Origin of the sequence: Flavivirga eckloniae (assembly GCF_002886045.1) — a bacterium.
Taxonomy (GTDB): domain Bacteria; phylum Bacteroidota; class Bacteroidia; order Flavobacteriales; family Flavobacteriaceae; genus Flavivirga; species Flavivirga eckloniae.
The window spans coordinates 2206411-2224598 of record NZ_CP025791.1; the positions used below are offsets into that span (position 1 = coordinate 2206411).

Here is an 18188-nt window from a genome sequence, read left to right on the forward strand (position 1 = left end):
ACCCTAAAACAAACGAATTTAAAAGTTATATATGCTGAAAATTATTATTAAGGATGGCGAAAGTATCGAGCGCGCATTAAAACGATACAAAAGAAAACACAGGAACATTAAAGTTATGCAAAACTTGAGAGATGGTCAATTTTTCACAAAACCTTCTGTTAAGAGACGTCGTGAGATTCAAAAAGCTGCGTATATCCAAAACCTAAGAGATCAAGAAGATATTTAGTATCTACCTATCTCAATAAAAAAGCTGCATTTGTTATAAAATACAAATGCAGCTTTTTTTGTAGCAAAAGATTATCGAAAGCCTTTTTTTATAGTTCACAAAAAAATTCATGTAAGCTTTCCAAACTATTTGCTACAAAAGCATTATGGTCGTAGTTTATTTATTAATTGGTATACTGGCTGCTACTCTCGGAGCACTCCCTTTAGGAGCTTCTAATATTGCAGTAATAAATACAACTCTAAAAGAAAATGCAAAGAAGGCTTTTAAAATAGCCATATCTGCAGGTATAGCAGAGGTTATCTTATCGTATTACGCCTTACATTGTAATACGGTTATTATAAATTTCTTTAATAAGAATTTATGGGTACAAATAACAGTTGTAACACTATTGCTATTAGCGGGATCGCTTCTATTTTTCAAAAAGCAGTCTGAGGAAAAAACCAGAAAAAGGAAAATTACACAATCGAAATATGCTACCGGTTTTTTTCTCGGCATCTTAAACCCACCAGTTTTAATCTATTGGGTTATAGCTTTTGGTATCTTAAACAACAATAATATCATGTTATCGCTTAAGTCTTCGTTTTCTGTGCTGTTTTTATTTTTTTCAGGAGTGTATTTAGGCAAACTACTAACACTTTATTTTTACAGTCGCTTTAGTACATTTATAAAAAATAAGGTTAAAAATATAACCTCGGTTATTAATAAAATTACAGGGGTTTTATTAGTTGTTATTGCTTTTGTACAGGCGGTTAAGTTGTATCTGGTTTAATATAGTTTCTATAAGCTTATTTCTTCTCTTTATTCAACAATTATAGCGTTGTGCCTTACGCGATCTCTTAACGTAGCCGAAGTATCGCGCAAGTACGACCATGATTACATTCGGATTCGAATTAATTAATAGCAATATTAACAACCAATCCTTCGTTAGCACGCACATTAAAAACAGTATCATCTTCGAAAATAAGGTACTGTCCTTTCACACCAACTAGTTTACCCGAGTACTCTTGTTGTTTAACAATATTTAAACTTTTAGGTTTTTCTGGATATTTATGTACTGGAAAATCCAAATTAGTTTCCGTATTGGTCTCGATATAATACTCCTTTACCTCATCTGGTATATGTTGCTTTAAACGCTCTCGCCACTCGACTAAGTTTTCATCTTCAATATCATTTTTAAGCATTTTTCTCCAATTCGTTTTATCTGCCACATAATCTTTTAAAGCGACCTCAGTAATACCAGCTAAATAACGATTAGGAACTTCAACAATCTCAATAGCTTCATGTGCTCCCTGGTCTATCCAACGTGTTGGCACTTGGTTCTTTCTTGTAACCCCAACCTTAACATTACTAGAATTTGCCAAATACACAATATGCGGTTGTAATTGCGCACGCTTTTCAAACTCTAAATCTCTATCTTCTTTACCTAAATGCGCCGTACTTAGCTCAGGACGCATAATCCAATCGGCCGCTTGTGGTACTTCATAAAAACACTGTTTATCAAAACCTTGTCTGTAAATTGGTTTATTCAATCCGCAATTTAAACATTGATACTTAACAAATTTAATGGTTACACTTTTATTCAATAATTGATTCATGTTTAAAAAATCATTTTCAAACACTAGATAATATTGAATTGGGCTAGCAAACTCAGTTTCCATTTTTGTTAAAACACCTTGGTAAGTCATAAAAAAAAGTCTTATTTTTAAAATCTTAAAGATAGAATAAATATGCCAATACCTTTAGTAAATTCAATTGCTTCTTGGTTTTTGAAAAAACGATTCCATCAAATAGAATTATTTTTAAAATATCCTAACGAAGTACAAGACGAATTACTATTAACCCTTATAGATATTGCTAAGGACACAGAAATTGGCAAAGAATACGACTTTGCTTCTATAAAAAACTATAGAACATTTTCAGAACGTGTCCCTATTAAAAACTATGAAGGTTGGCAAGATGTTATTGAGCGTTCTCGAAAAGGGGAAACTAATATTTTTTGGCCCAGTCCTATAAAATGGTTTGCTAAATCCAGTGGTACTACCAGAGCAAAAAGTAAATTTATTCCAGTAAGTGCAGAATCACTTGAAGATTGCCATTATGCAGCCGGCAAAGATTTGTTATGCATGTACCTCAATAACAATGAAAATTCTCAATTGTTTACAGGCAAGAGTTTGCGCCTTGGTGGTAGCAAAGAACTATATAAAGAAAATGGTACCGTATTTGGCGATTTATCAGCTATTTTAATCGACAACATGCCTTTTTGGGCAGAATTTAGTAGTACACCTAGCAATAAGGTATCTCTAATGAGCGATTGGGAATATAAAATGCAAGCTATTGTAGACGAAACTATAAATGAAAATGTAACAAGTCTTGCTGGTGTACCTTCATGGATGCTCGTACTACTCAATAATGTTCTAGAAACTACCAAAGAAAAGAGTATTCATGATATATGGCCTAACTTAGAAGTATATTTTCATGGTGGTGTAAGTTTTACACCTTATAAAAATCAGTACAAAAAAATTCTTCCAAAAACGGAATTTAAATATTATGAGATTTACAATGCTTCTGAAGGCTTTTTTGCAATACAAGACCAGAACAACTCCGATGAGTTACTATTAATGCTCGATTACGGAATCTTCTACGAGTTTATCCCAATGGATATTTATGATAGCACCGAAGAAAAAGCCATCCCTTTAAGCGAAGTGAAACTCCATACAAATTATGCTGTAATAATTACTACAAATGCCGGATTATGGCGTTATAAAATTGGGGATACCATTCGTTTCACTTCATTAAGCCCTTACAGAATAAAAGTTTCTGGTAGAACTAGGCATCATATTAATGTTTTTGGCGAGGAACTTATTATTGAAAATGCCGAAAATGCCTTAAAAAAAGTATGCAAACGTACTAAAGCTGAAATCGTAGATTTTACTGCGGCTCCAATATTTATGGAAGGCAAAGAAAAGGGAGCCCATGAATGGCTTATTGAATTTAAAACGCCCCCTAAAGACATCAATTATTTTAATGAATTATTTGATAATGCGCTAAAGGCGTTGAATTCCGACTATGAAGCTAAACGCTATAATAATATCACGCTTAATAAGCCTAAAATAAATATAGCCCGAGAGCATCTATTTTATGATTGGTTAAAGCAAAATAATAAGCTAGGTGGTCAACATAAAATACCCCGACTTTCTAACACGAGGACTTACATGGACGAGCTTTTAGGCTTGAACAACCCTGTTTTGTAAGCTTTTCTTTTCAACAGGGAGCACTTAAACGAATATAATTGTGTTTTACTATTAAAACCCATATTTTTAACTCGTTAACAACGAGTTTAATAGCACATGTAATTAATCGACCCTAATCGACCCCCTAAGATGAAAGCATATTTTTTTATTATTATATGGCTTCAATCGATCTTTTTATTTAGCCAACCAACAACTGGAACCAATGGGTTTCAATTTGACGTTTCAGACACAAACATCAACACTAAATATTCAGAGATTGGAACTGGTTTTTTTAAGAAAAAACTAATCATGGTATCTTCTAAAAAAATCGGTGTTTTTGCCAGAAAAGACCGCAACACAAAGGAAGCTTTTAAAGAGCTTTATTGTGTAGACACATTAGGTAATGGCGCTTTAGCCAACCCATTACTATTCTCAAGAATACTAAACACGAAAAACAGCGAGGATCAAATATCGTTCTCACCAGACGAAAAAACCGTATACTACACTAGGAGTAGCCGGAAAAAATCCTTAGAATATAAACTGTACAAAGCCACTTTAGAAGAAGGCTCTCATGGTAATTGGATTAACGAAGAACTTATTTATTTTAATAGTGAAAATGTTTCAATAGAAAACCCTTTCGTTAACGCTAACGGAGATAAATTATACTTTGCTGCTAACATGCCTGATGCCATTGGCGGCTACGATATTTATGTTTCTGATATTAATTCTGACGGAACGTTAGGAACTCCGAAAAACCTAGGAAGAAAAATAAACACGACTTCTGACGATAAGCACCCTTATGTTTCTAAAGACAATGAGCATTTGTTCTTTGCCTCGAAAGGTCATGAAGGTTTTGGAGGATTTGATTTTTTTGTTAGTAAAATTTTCAATAACAAATACCATACTCCCAAAAACCTAGGTAGCACCATTAATACGCCACATGATGAAATCGCCTATTTTTATGCAAATAAAAAATCGGGGTATTTCTCATCAAACAGGAAAGAAGAAAATAGCTTTGATATTTTTTACTTCACTATCGACCATGTTAAACAAACTATTGAAGGTAAAATTTTAGATATTGACACTAAAACCATACTACCTAATACCGTAGTTATTCTAAGAGACAAAAACCTCAAAGAATTAGATAAATTGATAACTGGTGAAGATGGAGCCTATAGTTTTGATGTCTCTCCATCGGAAACCTACATTATAACAACTGAAAAAATAGACTATGAAGATGGCACGTTCGATTTTGCATCGTACAAAAACGACGAAACAACTTATCATCAAGATTTAGAACTTGCGCCTATAAGCTTGATAGCCGAAGTAGATGATGAGCTTCAAATTGTTGTTGAAAACATATATTTTGAATTTGACAAGCATAATATAAAAGAAGAGTCGTACGAAGACCTAGATAAAATAATTGAGGTACTTACCAATCATCCTAAAATAAAGTTAGCGATTCATGCCCATACCGATAATGTAGGTAGTGACGCGTATAACTTAAACTTATCGCATAGGCGTGCTAAATCAACGCTTAACTATTTAATAAAACATGGTATTTCGGAAGATCGATTAATCTCTCAAGGTTATGGAGAAAGAGAACCATTAATTGATTGTAAAAATCGTTGTACCAAGGAAGATAGACAAACCAACAGACGTGTTGAATTTGTAATTATAAATGCATCTCCACAAAATACCCTTAATAAAGTTAACCAAACTGGAGATTACCATGTTATGGCCGGTTCGTTTAGTACTGAAAAAAACTGTACCAAATTAATTAATCAATTAAAATTGGAAGGTTTTATTAGTGCCCGAAAAGTCGGAAAAAGTAAAAATGGTTTATTTCAGGTAGCCTATGCAAGTTACGAAAGCAAGTCTGAGGCTAGAAAAGCTTTAGAAACTATAAGAATAATAAGTAATGAAAAAGCTTGGCTGAACTATAAAAAGCTAAATTAATATTTAGCGCTTTTATAATGAATTCTAAAATTTACTTAGTATAAAAATTCCAAGTATTATAACATCATGATATATAACAGCCTTAACTTTAACCGGTTAAGGCTGTTTTATTTTAGATTATTTAGACAATCTGCTAAATTCAACGACGAAAACACCTCTTTTTCAACAGAATAGGCTACAAAACAATGAGTTAACGAATTAAATAGCGATTGGTCTAAGAAATTTTTCCAAAAGTCATATTCGAAGTTATATTTAACCTCTAAATTAATCCTAATCTCTCAAAAACCCTCAAAAGATGAGAACTAAAGTATGTTTACTCGTTTTCCTTATCTCTAATATTGTACTTAGTCAAGGAACTTCAAATTTAATTGCATCAAATCATTTTTCATACAATAACAGTAATCTGAGTTTACACAAGTCGTCAAAATCTATTGATGCTAACGGCTTTGAGTTCGAACTATTAGATGCTGGTATTAACACTAAATTTTCCGAAATTGGTTCTGGTTTTTTTAGAAACAAGCTTATTATGGTTTCTTCAAAAAAAATCGGCGGATTGGCAAAAATAGATCCTAATACCAATGAGGCATATAAAGATTTGTTTTGCTTAGATATTAGTAAAAATGGTAGACTAAGCTTACCATTGTTATTTTCCAGAATACTTAATACAAATGATAGTGAAGATCAATTAACCTTTTCACCAGATCAAAAAACAGTATATTACACAAGAAGCAGTAAAGAGAACTCTTTGGAGTATAAACTGTACAAGGCTGTTTTAGAAGAGGACTCTCACGGGAATTGGATTAATGAAGAATTGTTAAGCATTAATAAGGAAAATGTCTCAATTGAAAATCCTTATATGAGCCCTAAGGGAGATAAAATATACTTTTCATCCAATATGCCAGAATCCATTGGTGGTTACGACATCTATGTTTCTAATATAAATGAAGACGGTACGTTAAGCAGTCCAGAAAATTTAGGGCGCACAATTAACACGGTTAAAGATGAAAAGTATCCATCGCTTTCCATAGATTCAAAATATTTATACTTCTCTTCTAAGGGACATAATAACATTGGTGGTTTCGACCTTTTTACAAGTAAAATTTTACGTAACGGGTATCGAGCTCCAAGAAATATGGGAAACACAATTAATAGTGAATACGATGAAATTGCTTATTTCTTAGCTGCCGAAAACAAAGGGTATGTGTCTTCAAACAGACCCAATGGAAAAGGTGGTTTTGATATTTATACCGCAACTAATGAGGAAATTATTCAAACCATAGAAGGTAAAGTTCTAGATTTAGAAACTCAGATAAAGCTACCTAACACCTTGGTTATTTTAAAAGATGAAGAAGGTAACGAAGTAGCAAGACAGCTAACTAAAGAAGATGCTGCTTATAGCTTTAAAGTTACTCCTTTTGAATTGTACAGTATTACCACCCAAAAGGATGGATTTAAAAATGGAGACTTTAAATTCGAAGCTACTAGAGGTTACAATACATCTTATAATAAAGATTTAGAATTACTTACTACCAAACCTGTTATTGCAGAAGTTGAAGATGAGTTGAGAATTGTTTTAGAAAACATTTATTTCGATTTTAACAAATGGAATGTAAAAGAAGAGTCTACCATTTCTTTAAACAAAATCATTAAGGTATTAAAAGAGCATCCGGAAATGAAATTGGTTATTAATGCGCATACAGATAATAAAGGTAGGGCTTCTTATAATTTAGGCTTATCCAAAAAACGTGCTGCTTCTGCGGTAAAATATCTGGTAAAAAATGGTATTAGTAAAGACAGATTACAATCTAAAGGTTACGGTGAATCTAAACCAAAAATTGACTGTAAGAAAAAATGTTCTGAAAATGACTTACAAGTAAACAGACGTGTAGAGTTTGTTATTTTAGACTAGAGAATCGGCTTTTAATTCCGATTAAATACCATAGGAAAAGTCTTTAAACGAGAATTTTGCCTTGTCATCTAAAAGGTCTTAAAAATCTTTGCGCTCTGTTTAATTAAGTATACTTTTAACACAGTTTTAAAACACATAGGAAATTATCCATAATGTATTTTATTAATTAAAACATCCATAAGAAATAGAAAACCACGCTTATTGCGTGGTTTTTTATATGAGTTAATTTTTTTATCAAATTTTAATTAAGCCTTATAACATTTAGTTCATTAATTAATTTTTCATTGGACTTATGTATAGCAAAAATATTATCCCTATTAATAGTTGTAACTTCCTTTCTAGTAATAGGATCAAAAATAAAGTAATCCAAATTCGTTAAAATATCAAATATCTCTTTAATATTTTCTGTCACTTCAATCATTAAACTAGGAAGATATTTAAGCATGGTTTGTTTCATTCCTTTAATTGCTTGTAATTCTGCTCCTTCAACATCAATTTTCACAAAATCAATTTTTTGATTGGGATAATTCTTTTCCAAAAATGTATCAATCGTAATTGTTTCTAATTTCACAATTTTTCTTTCTATTTCTAAGCCAGAATACTGTTGATTATCTTGGAACAAATCATAATCTTTTAACAAGCTATTGTTTTGTCCAGTTAAATTTTCTAAATAGAAATCCGCATATCCATTGGTATCAGAAACAGCCTTTTCTTCAAGTCTAACATTGTTACGATTTTGAGTATTTAATTTAAGGTAAGGAAGATTATTCTCTCCTGGCTCAAAAATTATAACTTGACCATTGCTGCCAACTAGATAACTAAAATACTGACTAATGTACCCTATATGACCTCCCATTTCTATAATACAATCACCCTTTTTAATGATTTTATTAAATAGCTCCATAGGGTTCTTTTCTCTTTTTTTACCGTAATACCAATATCCCTTATGCATAAACGAATCCAAATAAAAAGCCTCTTTTGTATAGTGATGTTTAATTTTTATAGTGCCTAAATTGATTTTTTTTAAAATTTTTAAGCCCAATTTTCTAATTGTTCCCATGTTAGAGTGTTTTATGTTTTTATTACTTTTAAAGATATAAATTAAAAAAAGACTTTGTCTTAAATTTCCACTTTTTCATGTTGAAAATATCTTAGATAAAACGTACTCAAAAAGATTCATTAGGTTTAAAATCTCTAATAGCACAAGCTATAGATTAACTTTACGATCTATGAAGCTCAACGGCTATATGAATATGCGAGTAGCAGCCGGTTCCATTTTTAATTGGTTAGAAATATGCATACCATCTCAGACACCAAAAATCCCAGAACAATTTTAGGTTGTTCATGGCGCCTAATATTGTAAATAGATATCCAATGTATTTTAGCCTTGGTTATTGATTCCTATTCAAGAAAGATAAAGATGATGGCATAGGTCTTCTAGTGTGTTATTCAAAATTAAATACACAAACAAGAAATTTATAAAAACAAAAATCTCAGAGTGTTTAAACGCTCTGAGATTTAAAATGATCGTTATATCAAACCGTAATGCTTTTTTAAGGCATCACAATTTTTAGCTCTTTACGAAACCGCTTTAAGTTTCTTAAGAGTTGTTTTCGTTAATTTATCTTCGGCATACACTTTAGTAACGTTTAACTTCTTCTCGTTGCTACTAGGCAACTCGAACATAGCATCAGTTAGTATTTCTTCGCAAAGCGAACGTAGGCCTCTTGCTCCTAATTTATATTCAATGGCTTTGTTTACAATAAAATCCAAAGCACCATCTGTTATAGTGAAATTAATCTCATCCATAGCAAACAGCTTCTTGTATTGCTTGATAATGGCATTCTTAGGCTCGGTTAAAATAGCTCTTAACGTATCTGCATCTAAAGGATCCATATAAGTAAGCACTGGTAAACGACCTATGATTTCCGGAATTAGTCCGAAATCTTTTAAGTCTTTCGGAATAATATACTGTAGTAAATGATCTTGGTCTACCACATCATCAGACATAGAAGCACTATATCCTACAGCTTGCATATTTAAACGTTTTGAAATAATACGCTCAATACCATCAAAAGCACCACCTGCAATAAACAAAATGTTTTCTGTATTAACTTCTATAAACTTTTGATCTGGATGCTTACGACCTCCTTTTGGCGGTACGTTAACAACTGTTCCTTCTAAAAGTTTTAATAAGGCTTGCTGCACACCTTCTCCAGAAACATCTCGTGTAATGGATGGGTTATCACTTTTACGAGCAATTTTATCAATCTCATCAATAAAAACGATTCCCTTTTCTGCTTTTTCTAAATTGTAATCGGCAGCCTGTAATAAACGGGTTAAAATACTTTCTACATCTTCACCCACATAACCTGCTTCTGTTAAAACAGTAGCATCAACAATAGCTAATGGTACATTTAACATTCTGGCAACGGTTTTTGCCATTAAGGTTTTTCCTGTACCAGTTTGCCCCACCATTACAATATTACTCTTTTGAATATCTATATCGTCTTTGGTTGGTGCCTGTAACAAACGTTTATAATGATTATATACGGCTACGGACATCACTTTTTTAGTCATGTTCTGCCCTATAATATACTCATCAAGAAATTCTTTTATTTGCTGGGGTTTACGTAGTTTTAATTCGGCAGATAGATCGCTACTATCGTTTTGCTTAGATTCTTCTATTACAATACCATGAGCTTGCTCTATACATCTGTCGCATATATGAGCATCTAATCCTGCTATTAACAAATTCGTTTCTGGTTTTTTTCTACCGCAAAACGAACATTCTAATTCTTCCTTTGCCATTAATCTATATTTATTTTTGGACGTGAATTATTATAAATCCCTCAATAACAATTAACTAAAATTACGAATTTTTATTTAATTTCGAGACAAAATCTCGTCAATCATACCATATTCCTTGGCCTTATCCGCTTTCATCCAGTAATCACGATCACTATCTTCATAAATTTTGTCGTAATCTTGTCCTGAATGCTTACTAATAATTTTATATAATTCTTCTTTTAAAATCAATATTTCTCTAGCGGTAATTTCAATATCACTCGCTTGTCCTTGCGCACCACCTAAAGGTTGGTGAATCATAACTCGCGAATGCGTTAAACCACTACGTTTACCCTTCTCTCCGGCACACAATAAAACAGCTCCCATTGAAGCAGCCATACCCGTACAAATAGTAGCCACATCTGGTTTTATAAACTGCATTGTATCGTATATCCCTAAACCTGCATAAACACTTCCTCCCGGTGAGTTTATATAGATTTGAATATCTTTTGAAGCATCAACACTTTCTAAAAATAACAGCTGTGCTTGTATAATATTAGCCACCTGATCATTGATAGCCGTACCCATAAAGATGATACGATCCATCATTAAACGTGAAAACACATCGAAAATTGCGATGTTCATTTGACGCTCTTCAATAATATTTGGTGTTAGGCCGGTAGGATACATACTACTAACAATTTTATTGTAATATGTGCTGCTAATGCCTTGATCTTTTATCGCGAATTTTTCAAATTCTTTTGCGTAATCCATAAGTCCTTTTTAATATTTAATTTTGACTAATTGCCTGATTTACATTTAAATGGCAAAAAAATCTATTTTAAAAAATTTTTCTTTCTAAGAAAAAACGCTTAAATCTGTAGATTTAAGCGCTTAAATATAATGAATTATTCTTTACTTACTTGTCACCGTAAACTTCTTTTACAAACTCTTCGTAGCTCAATTCCTTAACTTTGATATTAGCTTTTTCTTTGTAAACTGCTAATAATTTCTGACTTATAAGTTGTTCTGAAATTCTACGAGCTTCATCTTGATTTGATAATACTCTTGCAACGATATCTTCTAATTCTTTATCAGATGGGTTTAGTTGACCAAATTGTGCCATTTGTGCTTTTATCATGTCTCTTGCATGATCTTTAATATCGTCTAAAGTTACCTGAACATCATTATCGGTAATTAATTTCCCTTCAATTAATTGGTAACGTAAACTTTTTTCCGATTTTTCGTATTCTTCTCTGGCTTGCACTTCATCCATTTCTTTCTCACCAGCAGTTTGCATCCACTTTGTTAAAAACTCTGCAGGTAAATCGAACTTCGTATTTTCAACTAAATATTCGGTAACATCGTTTAAAAGCTTTTGATCTGCTTGTTGCACAAATTGTTTTTCGGCATCTTCCTTTATCTTAGCTTTTAACTCAGTTACTGTTTTCACAGTATCTTTTCCAAAAAGCTTGTCGAACAACTCTTGATCTAAATCTGCTAATACGCGCTCATTAATCTCGGTAATAGTGAAGTTTACTTCAATATCTAAACCATGTACTTCATCATGACCTAATTTTAAAGCATGCATTAATTCGTGCTCATCATCATAAAGCCCTTTGGTTTTTAAAGTAATTACATCATTTACTTTTGCACCTATAAATTGTTTCTCGGTTGCTTTACCTTTAAATTTATCTAGAGTTAAAGTTACCGTGTTTTCAATTTCTTTTTCTTCATTTTTATAAACTCCGGTAATTTCACTGTCTTTTACAACAGCATCTTGAGGAACTAATTTCCCATATTGCTTTTGAATACGTTCAATCTGCTCATCAATCATTTTATCGTCAGCAACAATATTGTACTGCGTTATTGCTTTTTTACCTTTTAAGGTTACTTCAAATTCTGGCGCCAAACCTAATTCGAATTCAAAAGAGAATCCTTCGGCATCCCAATCTATATCGTCTTGAGGTTTTGGTAAAGGCTGTCCTAAAACGTCCAATTTCTCCTCGGTAAGATATTTGTTTAAAGCATCTTGCAATAGCTTGTTTACCTCATCTACCAAAACAGCTTTTCCGTATTGCTTTTTAACCATTCCCATTGGCACATGCCCTTTTCTAAAACCAGGGATATTTGCTGTTTTACGATAATCTGATAAGATTTTCTCAACTTTTTCGCTATAGTCTTCTTTAACTATATCTACTTTCACAACAGCATTTAATGCATCAACGTTTTCTCTTGTAATATTCATTTTAAAATATATAAAGCCTTATATCAGGCATTTAACAATATCGTTTTCTTTCAAAAACTAAATTTTATGTAACCAAAATCGGGATGCAAAAATATAATAATTTTTACATCCTAGCAAAGTTTTTAACAGCTTGATTTTATGTGGCCTTATTTATTGATTTTCAAAGCCCGAATGTTATTCCCCGCTAAAGTTTTTAGTTTTAAAAACCAACAAAAACAAGTGATCGCTTTAAAGCTATTTTTTATCTTCTTTTAAAAGTGAATGGAATATCGATTGTAAAACAGAAAGTAGTATACTAAACAATACGGCAATCCAAATGCTGCTCACCGAAAAGCCGGCTATTAGGTTATCGGCTAATAAAATAATTAAAGCATTAATTATTAACAAAAACAGGCCTAAAGTAACTATGGTTATTGGCAAAGTAAAAATAACCAAGATGGGTTTTACAATCAGATTTAACACAGACAGCACAAAAGCTACAATTAAAGCTGTTATGTAATTATCTACATGTACACCATCTAAAAAATATGCTATTACAAATACTGCTACGGCATTTAATAAGAGTTTGGTTAAGAGTTTCATAAATTAAATTTTATTAAAAATACGAAATATCAAATTTTAAATTCTCTTAAACACTACAATATCTTGATATTCTTTTTTTGACTCATCTCTAACCTCATCTTTCCAAAAACCATCAATTGTTTTTAGCCTCTTTAAATTAGCATTTTTCAACATCTCATCTAATCTGGTTTTATGAATAGCAATATTACCAGATTTAACATTTTCGTTCATTAATCTAAAACCATCATTTCCTTTAACAGGAAAATTAAAATGTTTCCTAGTAGCAACATAATCTTCATCATTTGAATCATACAAAAAGAAGGTTGAGAAGCATAGTCCATCATCAGTGATTACTCTTTGAATCTCACAAAAATAGTGCTGAATTTCTTCCAACATCATATGAGTAAAAACCGAAAATGTAAAAATCTTGCTAAAACTATTTTCCTTATAAGGAAAAACAAACTCTAAAGCACTACTCTCAGATATGTTATACAGATCATTAAATAAGGCAACATACTTAAAATTAAAATTTGGAAAATCTTTACCAATACCAGAATTACACCAATCTATTCCTTTTTTAACCACATCAAAACCATCATAGCTTCCACTTTCGTCAAGGTATGTTGTTAATGTTATTGCCGTTCTCCCTACACCACTACCTATATCTAAAACAAAATCTGACGGTATTAAACTTATTTCTTCTTTTAGTAATTCTAACTGAAGTTCTCCTTGTTTTATATAGTTTTCTGCACTAGATGGCGAACCCGTATAAATAAAACCTCTTGGTGGTACATATTTATGAGTTTTACCTGTAATTTTATCAAATAAATCTTGAGGAAGGTAGTACAACCTACGAATAAAAAATCTTTGATTGGATGATAAACCGTACCACAACTTTCTTAATAATTTTGTTTTTTTCATATAGTCATGTGTAATTTATAATACAAAATTTATTACTGCCTCAAAAAAGTCTTTAGGGTTTTCGGCATGCAACCAATGTCCCGAATTAGAAATAGTAGCAATTTCTGCTTTTGTAAAATGATTGGAGATTATACCTTCATCTTCAACTCCAATATATTCAGATCTGTCGCCACGTAAAAACAAGGTATCCTTTTCAAACAACGCATGTGTTGGCAACGCTTCTCCTATTTCAGCCACTTCTTCTTTTAAAACTTTCAGGTTTATACGCAATCCTAATTTTCCCTTTTCTACCCAATACAGATTTTTTAGTAAAAATTGACGGGTTCCAAAATCAGACACATAATCACCTAACAATTTATCGGCTTCACCTCTACTTTTTATAACATTAAAATCAAGAGCCTCTAAACCTTCTAAAATAGCATCATGGTGTATCGGATAAAAACGCGGGGAAATATCTGCGACTAGCAATTTCGAAACCATCTCTGGATAATGAGTAGCAAAGAACATGGCTGTTTTGCCTCCCATAGAATGTCCTAATAGTATAATATTGTCAAGGTTATGTGCAGTGCAGTATTGCTTTAAATCTTCGGCAAGTACTTCATAACTAAAATTATCATCCCAAAAACTACGCCCATGGTTACGTTGATCTACCAAATGTACTTGATAGCCCTGCTCACTAAACTGACGTCCGAGTGTTTTCCAATTATCACTCATTCCTAAAAACCCATGAAGAATAACAAGCGGCTGCCCTTCTCCTATTATATTTGAATGTAATATCATAAGCCTTAACCCCTCCAAAGGAGGAAAATTATTGCGTGATCACTCACCTATTTTTAAATATTATTTTAAAATCTATCTGTTTAATTCTATAATGTTTTTGGCAGAGTTTCTTTCCCTTTGGGAAAGATTAAGATTGGACCTTTAATTTGCTTAAATACATTTGGATAACATTTTCAACGCCTAAATACAAACTTTCGGCTACCAAAGCATGTCCGATAGAGACCTCCAATAAAGCCGGAATATTGTTTTTAAAAAACGCAATGTTATCTAAAGATAGATCATGACCAGCATTAATCCCTAATTCTAAATTATTAGCCAATTCTGCACTTTTAACATAAGGCATTATACCGCCCTCATTACCTAAACTATATTGATGAGCAAAAGCCTCAGTATACAACTCAATTCTATCTGTGCCCGTAGCCTTAGCGCCCTCTATTTGTTCTAAAACCGGATCTACAAAAATAGAAGTTCTTATACCGTTTTGCTTAAACTCCTTAATAACATCAACTAAAAAGTCTTTATGTTTTATAGTATCCCAACCAGCATTACTTGTAATAGCATCAACAGCATCCGGCACCAAGGTAACCTGCGTTGGTTTAACATTTAAAACCAAATCTACAAAAGAATCTATAGGATTTCCTTCAATATTATATTCTGTATAAACCCCCGATTTTAGGTCACGAGCATCTTGATAACGTATATGGCGCTCATCAGGTCTTGGGTGAATGGTTACCCCTTCTGCTCCAAACCGTTGTACATCTTTTGCAAACTGCAATACATTTGGTACATCGCCACCTCTGGAGTTCCTCAAAGTGGCAATCTTATTTATATTTACACTTAACTTTGTCATGTATCAATTTTAAAAAGCAAAAATACAAAGTAGAACAGGCTTATATACTATTTTTTTAATTAATTTGCATACACTTAAAGCCAAACAATGAAACTTTCGGAATACATTATAAACGATATAAAGCCTTTAAATAGTAATGGCAAAATAAGTGACTTGCAATTACTATTTAACCAATTAACCTATTCTCATATTCCTATTAAAGATGAGAATGATGTTTTTCTGGGCACTTTTTTTGAGACTGATGCGCATTGTTTTGAAAGTGATAAGCATATTAGTGATTACCTATATTCCATTGAAGATTTTTTCGTGAGAGACAATACGCTCTGGCTAGATGTATTGGAGGCTTTTGCTCAAAATTCGGCTAATATCATGCCCGTATTGGATCAAAAAAACAATTATTTAGGATATTACGAACTCAATGATATTATAAGTCTTTTTAACGAATCACCTTTCTTTTTTGAACCTGGAGGTGTTCTGGTTGTCGAAAAGGGTATTAACGATTATTCATTTAGTGAAATAAGCCAAATAGTAGAATCTAATAACGGTAAACTTTTAGGCGCCTTTATTTCAAAAATAAAAAATGACGTCGTACAGGTTACCGTTAAAATAGGCAATACCGGACTTAATGAAATCATTCAAACCTTCCGCAGGTATGGTTATAATATTGCATCTGGTCATGAAGAAGACAGCTACATAGAAAGCCTTAAAGATCGATCAGATTATTTGAATAAATACCTTAACATGTAAACAACGAACCGTCCATATCTAAAGTTGTTTTATAAAGAAACCAACAATATGGATGCCACGTAGCTTGTACCGAGTCTTTCAACTCTAACAAAATAAGCTAAAGTCGAAATGTGACCCCTAAAACAATAAAAACAAACACATGAAAGTTGCGATTTTTGGACGATTCTACAATAAAACTACAACAGTATCGGTAGAAACACTATTTAATTACTTATTTAAAAAAGATATTGACGCCTACATTGAAACAGAGTTTTTTAATATTATTCTTAAAGAATCTCCTAAAATTAAGGACTTTGCTTCATGTAAAACGTTCGATACCTTAGACACATCTTTCGACTTTCTTGTAAGTGTTGGTGGCGACGGTACCATTTTAAGAGCCATTACCTTCGTGAAGGATATCGATATCCCTATTATCGGTATTAATACCGGACGTTTAGGTTTTTTAGCAACAATACAAGTAGATGCTATTGAGCATGCTATTCAAAATATAATTGATGGGCATTATAAAATATCCGAACGTAGTTTACTTTCAATAGAAACCACACCAGAAAACGACGATATAACATCGTTGAATTTTGCTTTGAACGAAATAGCAGTAAGCCGGAAAAATACAACATCTATGATTACTGTTGAAACACATTTAGATGGCGAATACCTCACCTCTTATTGGAGCGACGGCTTAATAGTTTCAACACCAACCGGCTCAACGGGTTATTCGTTAAGTTGTGGCGGTCCTGTAATTACACCGAGTACAAATAGTTTTGTTATAACTCCTATTGCTCCTCATAATTTAAGTGCTCGCCCACTTATAATTCCAGATTCAACAGAAATACAACTTAAGGTTGATGGACGAGAAGAAAGCCACTTAGTGTCTTTAGACTCCAGAATTGCAACATTAGATAACGGTACCATAATCAAAATTAAAAAAGCGGACTTCAAAATTAAAATGATAGATCTTTTAGATGAAAGCTTTCTGGATACGCTTAGAAAAAAGCTGCTTTGGGGGGAAGACAAGCGCAATTAGGCAATAATTTATAAGAATTTCTGTTTTACACTAATACAATTTAGCTCAAATTATTTATACCTATTAAATTTTAAAACAATAAATAATTTGAATTATTTTTTGCTTAGATAATAGATAAAATATGAACATAACATTAATACGTTTATATTTTTTGAAGCTATACAAGTGAAAAAGAAACGAATTATATGAGGTGTTTTGGAGTTTAATTGGTATTGGGCTAATCTTATTTATTATATTTGCAAACTTTTGAATATTTATGAAGTATTTAACCTTATTGATAATAAGCATTTTAAGCATCCATTTAAGCCACGCTCAAATTAATGAAATTGGTATTTTTGCAGGAGGAAGTAATTTTATTGGAGATGTGGGTGCCACAGATTATATTTCCCCGAATCAAGTAGCTTTCGGAGGAATTTATAAATGGAACAGAAGTAAAAGACATTCATACAGGGCATCGGTGATTTATAGTAAATTAAAAGGTATTGACACAAAATCAGACGACCCCAGACGTATTCAAAGAGGTTATAATTTTTCAAATAGTATCGTGGAAGTTTCATTAGGATTAGAGTTTACATTTTTAGATTTCGACTTACATACGGGAGAAAAAATAGCTACACCTTATTTGTACACGGGTATAACGACTACCAAACACGACAATTATTTTTTCTTGAATGGTGTACAGACCCCCGAGAATACTTCAAATTGGGCTTTTGGCATCCCAATGGTGGCTGGGTTTAAAGCATCTTTCATAGATAATATTGTTTTAGGTATAGAGATTGGTGCGCGTTATACATTTACAGACGGACTTGATGGAAGTATTTCAGATTCTCAACAAAGACAACAATACAGATTTGGCAATATAAACAATAACGACTGGTATGTGTTTTCGGGTTTAACCCTTACATATACATTTGGCGAAAACCCTTGTTATTGCCCAGGAGATTAA

17 protein-coding genes are annotated in these 18188 nt (G+C 32.3%); 8 read left to right on the top strand and 9 right to left on the bottom strand.

Annotation, left to right across the window (positions count from 1 at the left end; all coding sequences use genetic code 11):
* Positions 1-31 precede the first annotated feature (31 nt).
* Together rpsU and C1H87_RS09065 are read left to right on the top strand one after the other, a co-directional pair.
* On the top strand, positions 32-226 hold the full coding sequence (gene rpsU, locus C1H87_RS09060; RefSeq protein ID WP_102755495.1) for a 30S ribosomal protein S21: 195 nt from the start codon (positions 32-34) through the stop codon (positions 224-226).
* Positions 227-371: 145 nt separating this feature from the next.
* Positions 372-995, top strand: coding sequence for a LysE family transporter (locus tag C1H87_RS09065; protein ID WP_102755496.1), 624 nt, complete (start codon positions 372-374; stop codon positions 993-995).
* A gap of 121 nt (positions 996-1116) precedes the next feature.
* Here C1H87_RS09065 and C1H87_RS09070 read toward each other — a convergent pair whose 3' ends face one another.
* The gene (locus tag C1H87_RS09070) at positions 1117-1911 is read right to left on the bottom strand and encodes a DUF2797 domain-containing protein (RefSeq protein ID WP_102755497.1); all 795 of its coding nucleotides are present in this window, start codon (positions 1909-1911) and stop codon (positions 1117-1119) included.
* A 42-nt stretch (positions 1912-1953) separates the two neighbouring features.
* Between C1H87_RS09070 and C1H87_RS09075 the strand changes: the two genes are divergently transcribed.
* The 3 genes from C1H87_RS09075 to C1H87_RS09085 all read left to right on the top strand — a co-directional run bounded on the left by C1H87_RS09075 (position 1954) and on the right by C1H87_RS09085 (position 7324).
* Positions 1954-3477 (top strand): GH3 auxin-responsive promoter family protein, encoded by a 1524-nt coding sequence (locus C1H87_RS09075; protein ID WP_102755498.1) that lies wholly within the window; start codon positions 1954-1956, stop codon positions 3475-3477.
* A 129-nt stretch (positions 3478-3606) separates the two neighbouring features.
* Positions 3607-5415: an OmpA family protein gene (locus tag C1H87_RS09080; RefSeq protein ID WP_102755499.1), complete on the top strand. Its 1809-nt coding sequence runs from the start codon at positions 3607-3609 to the stop codon at positions 5413-5415.
* 295 nt (positions 5416-5710) lie between these two features.
* Positions 5711-7324, top strand: coding sequence for an OmpA family protein (locus C1H87_RS09085; RefSeq protein ID WP_102755500.1), 1614 nt, complete (start codon positions 5711-5713; stop codon positions 7322-7324).
* A gap of 241 nt (positions 7325-7565) precedes the next feature.
* On the opposite strand, the gene C1H87_RS09090 is transcribed toward C1H87_RS09085, so the two are convergent.
* The 8 genes from C1H87_RS09090 to C1H87_RS09125 form a co-directional block, all read right to left on the bottom strand.
* The gene (locus C1H87_RS09090) at positions 7566-8384 is read right to left on the bottom strand and encodes an FkbM family methyltransferase (protein ID WP_102755501.1); all 819 of its coding nucleotides are present in this window, start codon (positions 8382-8384) and stop codon (positions 7566-7568) included.
* 518 nt (positions 8385-8902) lie between these two features.
* Positions 8903-10135 (bottom strand): ATP-dependent Clp protease ATP-binding subunit ClpX, encoded by a 1233-nt coding sequence (gene clpX / locus C1H87_RS09095; protein ID WP_102755502.1) that lies wholly within the window; start codon positions 10133-10135, stop codon positions 8903-8905.
* Positions 10136-10210: 75 nt separating this feature from the next.
* On the bottom strand, positions 10211-10885 hold the full coding sequence (gene clpP / locus C1H87_RS09100; RefSeq protein WP_102755503.1) for an ATP-dependent Clp endopeptidase proteolytic subunit ClpP: 675 nt from the start codon (positions 10883-10885) through the stop codon (positions 10211-10213).
* A 145-nt stretch (positions 10886-11030) separates the two neighbouring features.
* A complete protein-coding gene (gene tig, locus C1H87_RS09105) occupies positions 11031-12359 on the bottom strand; it encodes a trigger factor (protein ID WP_102755504.1) in 1329 nt (442 codons plus the stop codon).
* A 234-nt stretch (positions 12360-12593) separates the two neighbouring features.
* The gene (locus C1H87_RS09110) at positions 12594-12941 is read right to left on the bottom strand and encodes a phage holin family protein (RefSeq protein ID WP_102755505.1); all 348 of its coding nucleotides are present in this window, start codon (positions 12939-12941) and stop codon (positions 12594-12596) included.
* Positions 12942-12977: 36 nt separating this feature from the next.
* Positions 12978-13841 (bottom strand): class I SAM-dependent methyltransferase, encoded by an 864-nt coding sequence (locus C1H87_RS09115; RefSeq protein ID WP_102755506.1) that lies wholly within the window; start codon positions 13839-13841, stop codon positions 12978-12980.
* 15 nt (positions 13842-13856) lie between these two features.
* Positions 13857-14621, bottom strand: a complete 765-nt coding sequence (locus C1H87_RS09120) for an alpha/beta fold hydrolase (protein WP_102755507.1) — start codon at positions 14619-14621, stop codon at positions 13857-13859.
* Between the two features lie 127 nt (positions 14622-14748).
* Positions 14749-15471 (bottom strand): pyridoxine 5'-phosphate synthase, encoded by a 723-nt coding sequence (locus C1H87_RS09125; protein WP_102755508.1) that lies wholly within the window; start codon positions 15469-15471, stop codon positions 14749-14751.
* A gap of 87 nt (positions 15472-15558) precedes the next feature.
* On the opposite strand from C1H87_RS09125, the gene C1H87_RS09130 reads away from it, so the two are divergent.
* From C1H87_RS09130 to porG, 3 genes are all read left to right on the top strand, one after another.
* Positions 15559-16218, top strand: a complete 660-nt coding sequence (locus C1H87_RS09130; RefSeq protein ID WP_102755509.1) for a CBS domain-containing protein — start codon at positions 15559-15561, stop codon at positions 16216-16218.
* A 139-nt stretch (positions 16219-16357) separates the two neighbouring features.
* Positions 16358-17242 (top strand): NAD kinase, encoded by an 885-nt coding sequence (locus tag C1H87_RS09135; RefSeq protein WP_102755510.1) that lies wholly within the window; start codon positions 16358-16360, stop codon positions 17240-17242.
* A gap of 256 nt (positions 17243-17498) precedes the next feature.
* Positions 17499-18188 carry a type IX secretion system protein PorG gene (gene porG / locus C1H87_RS09140; RefSeq protein ID WP_102755511.1) on the top strand — a complete coding sequence of 230 codons (690 nt, stop codon included), beginning with the start codon at positions 17499-17501 and terminating at the stop codon, positions 18186-18188.

Coding starts and splice junctions, on each gene's coding strand:
- C1H87_RS09085 (WP_102755500.1), top strand. CDS start 5,711: ATGAGAACTAAAGTATGTTTACTCGTTTTCCTTATCTCTAATATTGTA.
- rpsU (WP_102755495.1), top strand. CDS start 32: ATGCTGAAAATTATTATTAAGGATGGCGAAAGTATCGAGCGCGCATTA.
- C1H87_RS09110 (WP_102755505.1), bottom strand. CDS start 12,941: ATGAAACTCTTAACCAAACTCTTATTAAATGCCGTAGCAGTATTTGTA.
- tig (WP_102755504.1), bottom strand. CDS start 12,359: ATGAATATTACAAGAGAAAACGTTGATGCATTAAATGCTGTTGTGAAA.
- C1H87_RS09135 (WP_102755510.1), top strand. CDS start 16,358: ATGAAAGTTGCGATTTTTGGACGATTCTACAATAAAACTACAACAGTA.
- C1H87_RS09125 (WP_102755508.1), bottom strand. CDS start 15,471: ATGACAAAGTTAAGTGTAAATATAAATAAGATTGCCACTTTGAGGAAC.
- C1H87_RS09120 (WP_102755507.1), bottom strand. CDS start 14,621: ATGATATTACATTCAAATATAATAGGAGAAGGGCAGCCGCTTGTTATT.
- clpX (WP_102755502.1), bottom strand. CDS start 10,135: ATGGCAAAGGAAGAATTAGAATGTTCGTTTTGCGGTAGAAAAAAACCA.
- porG (WP_102755511.1), top strand. CDS start 17,499: ATGAAGTATTTAACCTTATTGATAATAAGCATTTTAAGCATCCATTTA.
- C1H87_RS09065 (WP_102755496.1), top strand. CDS start 372: ATGGTCGTAGTTTATTTATTAATTGGTATACTGGCTGCTACTCTCGGA.
- C1H87_RS09070 (WP_102755497.1), bottom strand. CDS start 1,911: ATGACTTACCAAGGTGTTTTAACAAAAATGGAAACTGAGTTTGCTAGC.
- C1H87_RS09075 (WP_102755498.1), top strand. CDS start 1,954: ATGCCAATACCTTTAGTAAATTCAATTGCTTCTTGGTTTTTGAAAAAA.
- C1H87_RS09115 (WP_102755506.1), bottom strand. CDS start 13,841: ATGAAAAAAACAAAATTATTAAGAAAGTTGTGGTACGGTTTATCATCC.
- C1H87_RS09090 (WP_102755501.1), bottom strand. CDS start 8,384: ATGGGAACAATTAGAAAATTGGGCTTAAAAATTTTAAAAAAAATCAAT.
- C1H87_RS09130 (WP_102755509.1), top strand. CDS start 15,559: ATGAAACTTTCGGAATACATTATAAACGATATAAAGCCTTTAAATAGT.
- C1H87_RS09080 (WP_102755499.1), top strand. CDS start 3,607: ATGAAAGCATATTTTTTTATTATTATATGGCTTCAATCGATCTTTTTA.
- clpP (WP_102755503.1), bottom strand. CDS start 10,885: ATGGATTACGCAAAAGAATTTGAAAAATTCGCGATAAAAGATCAAGGC.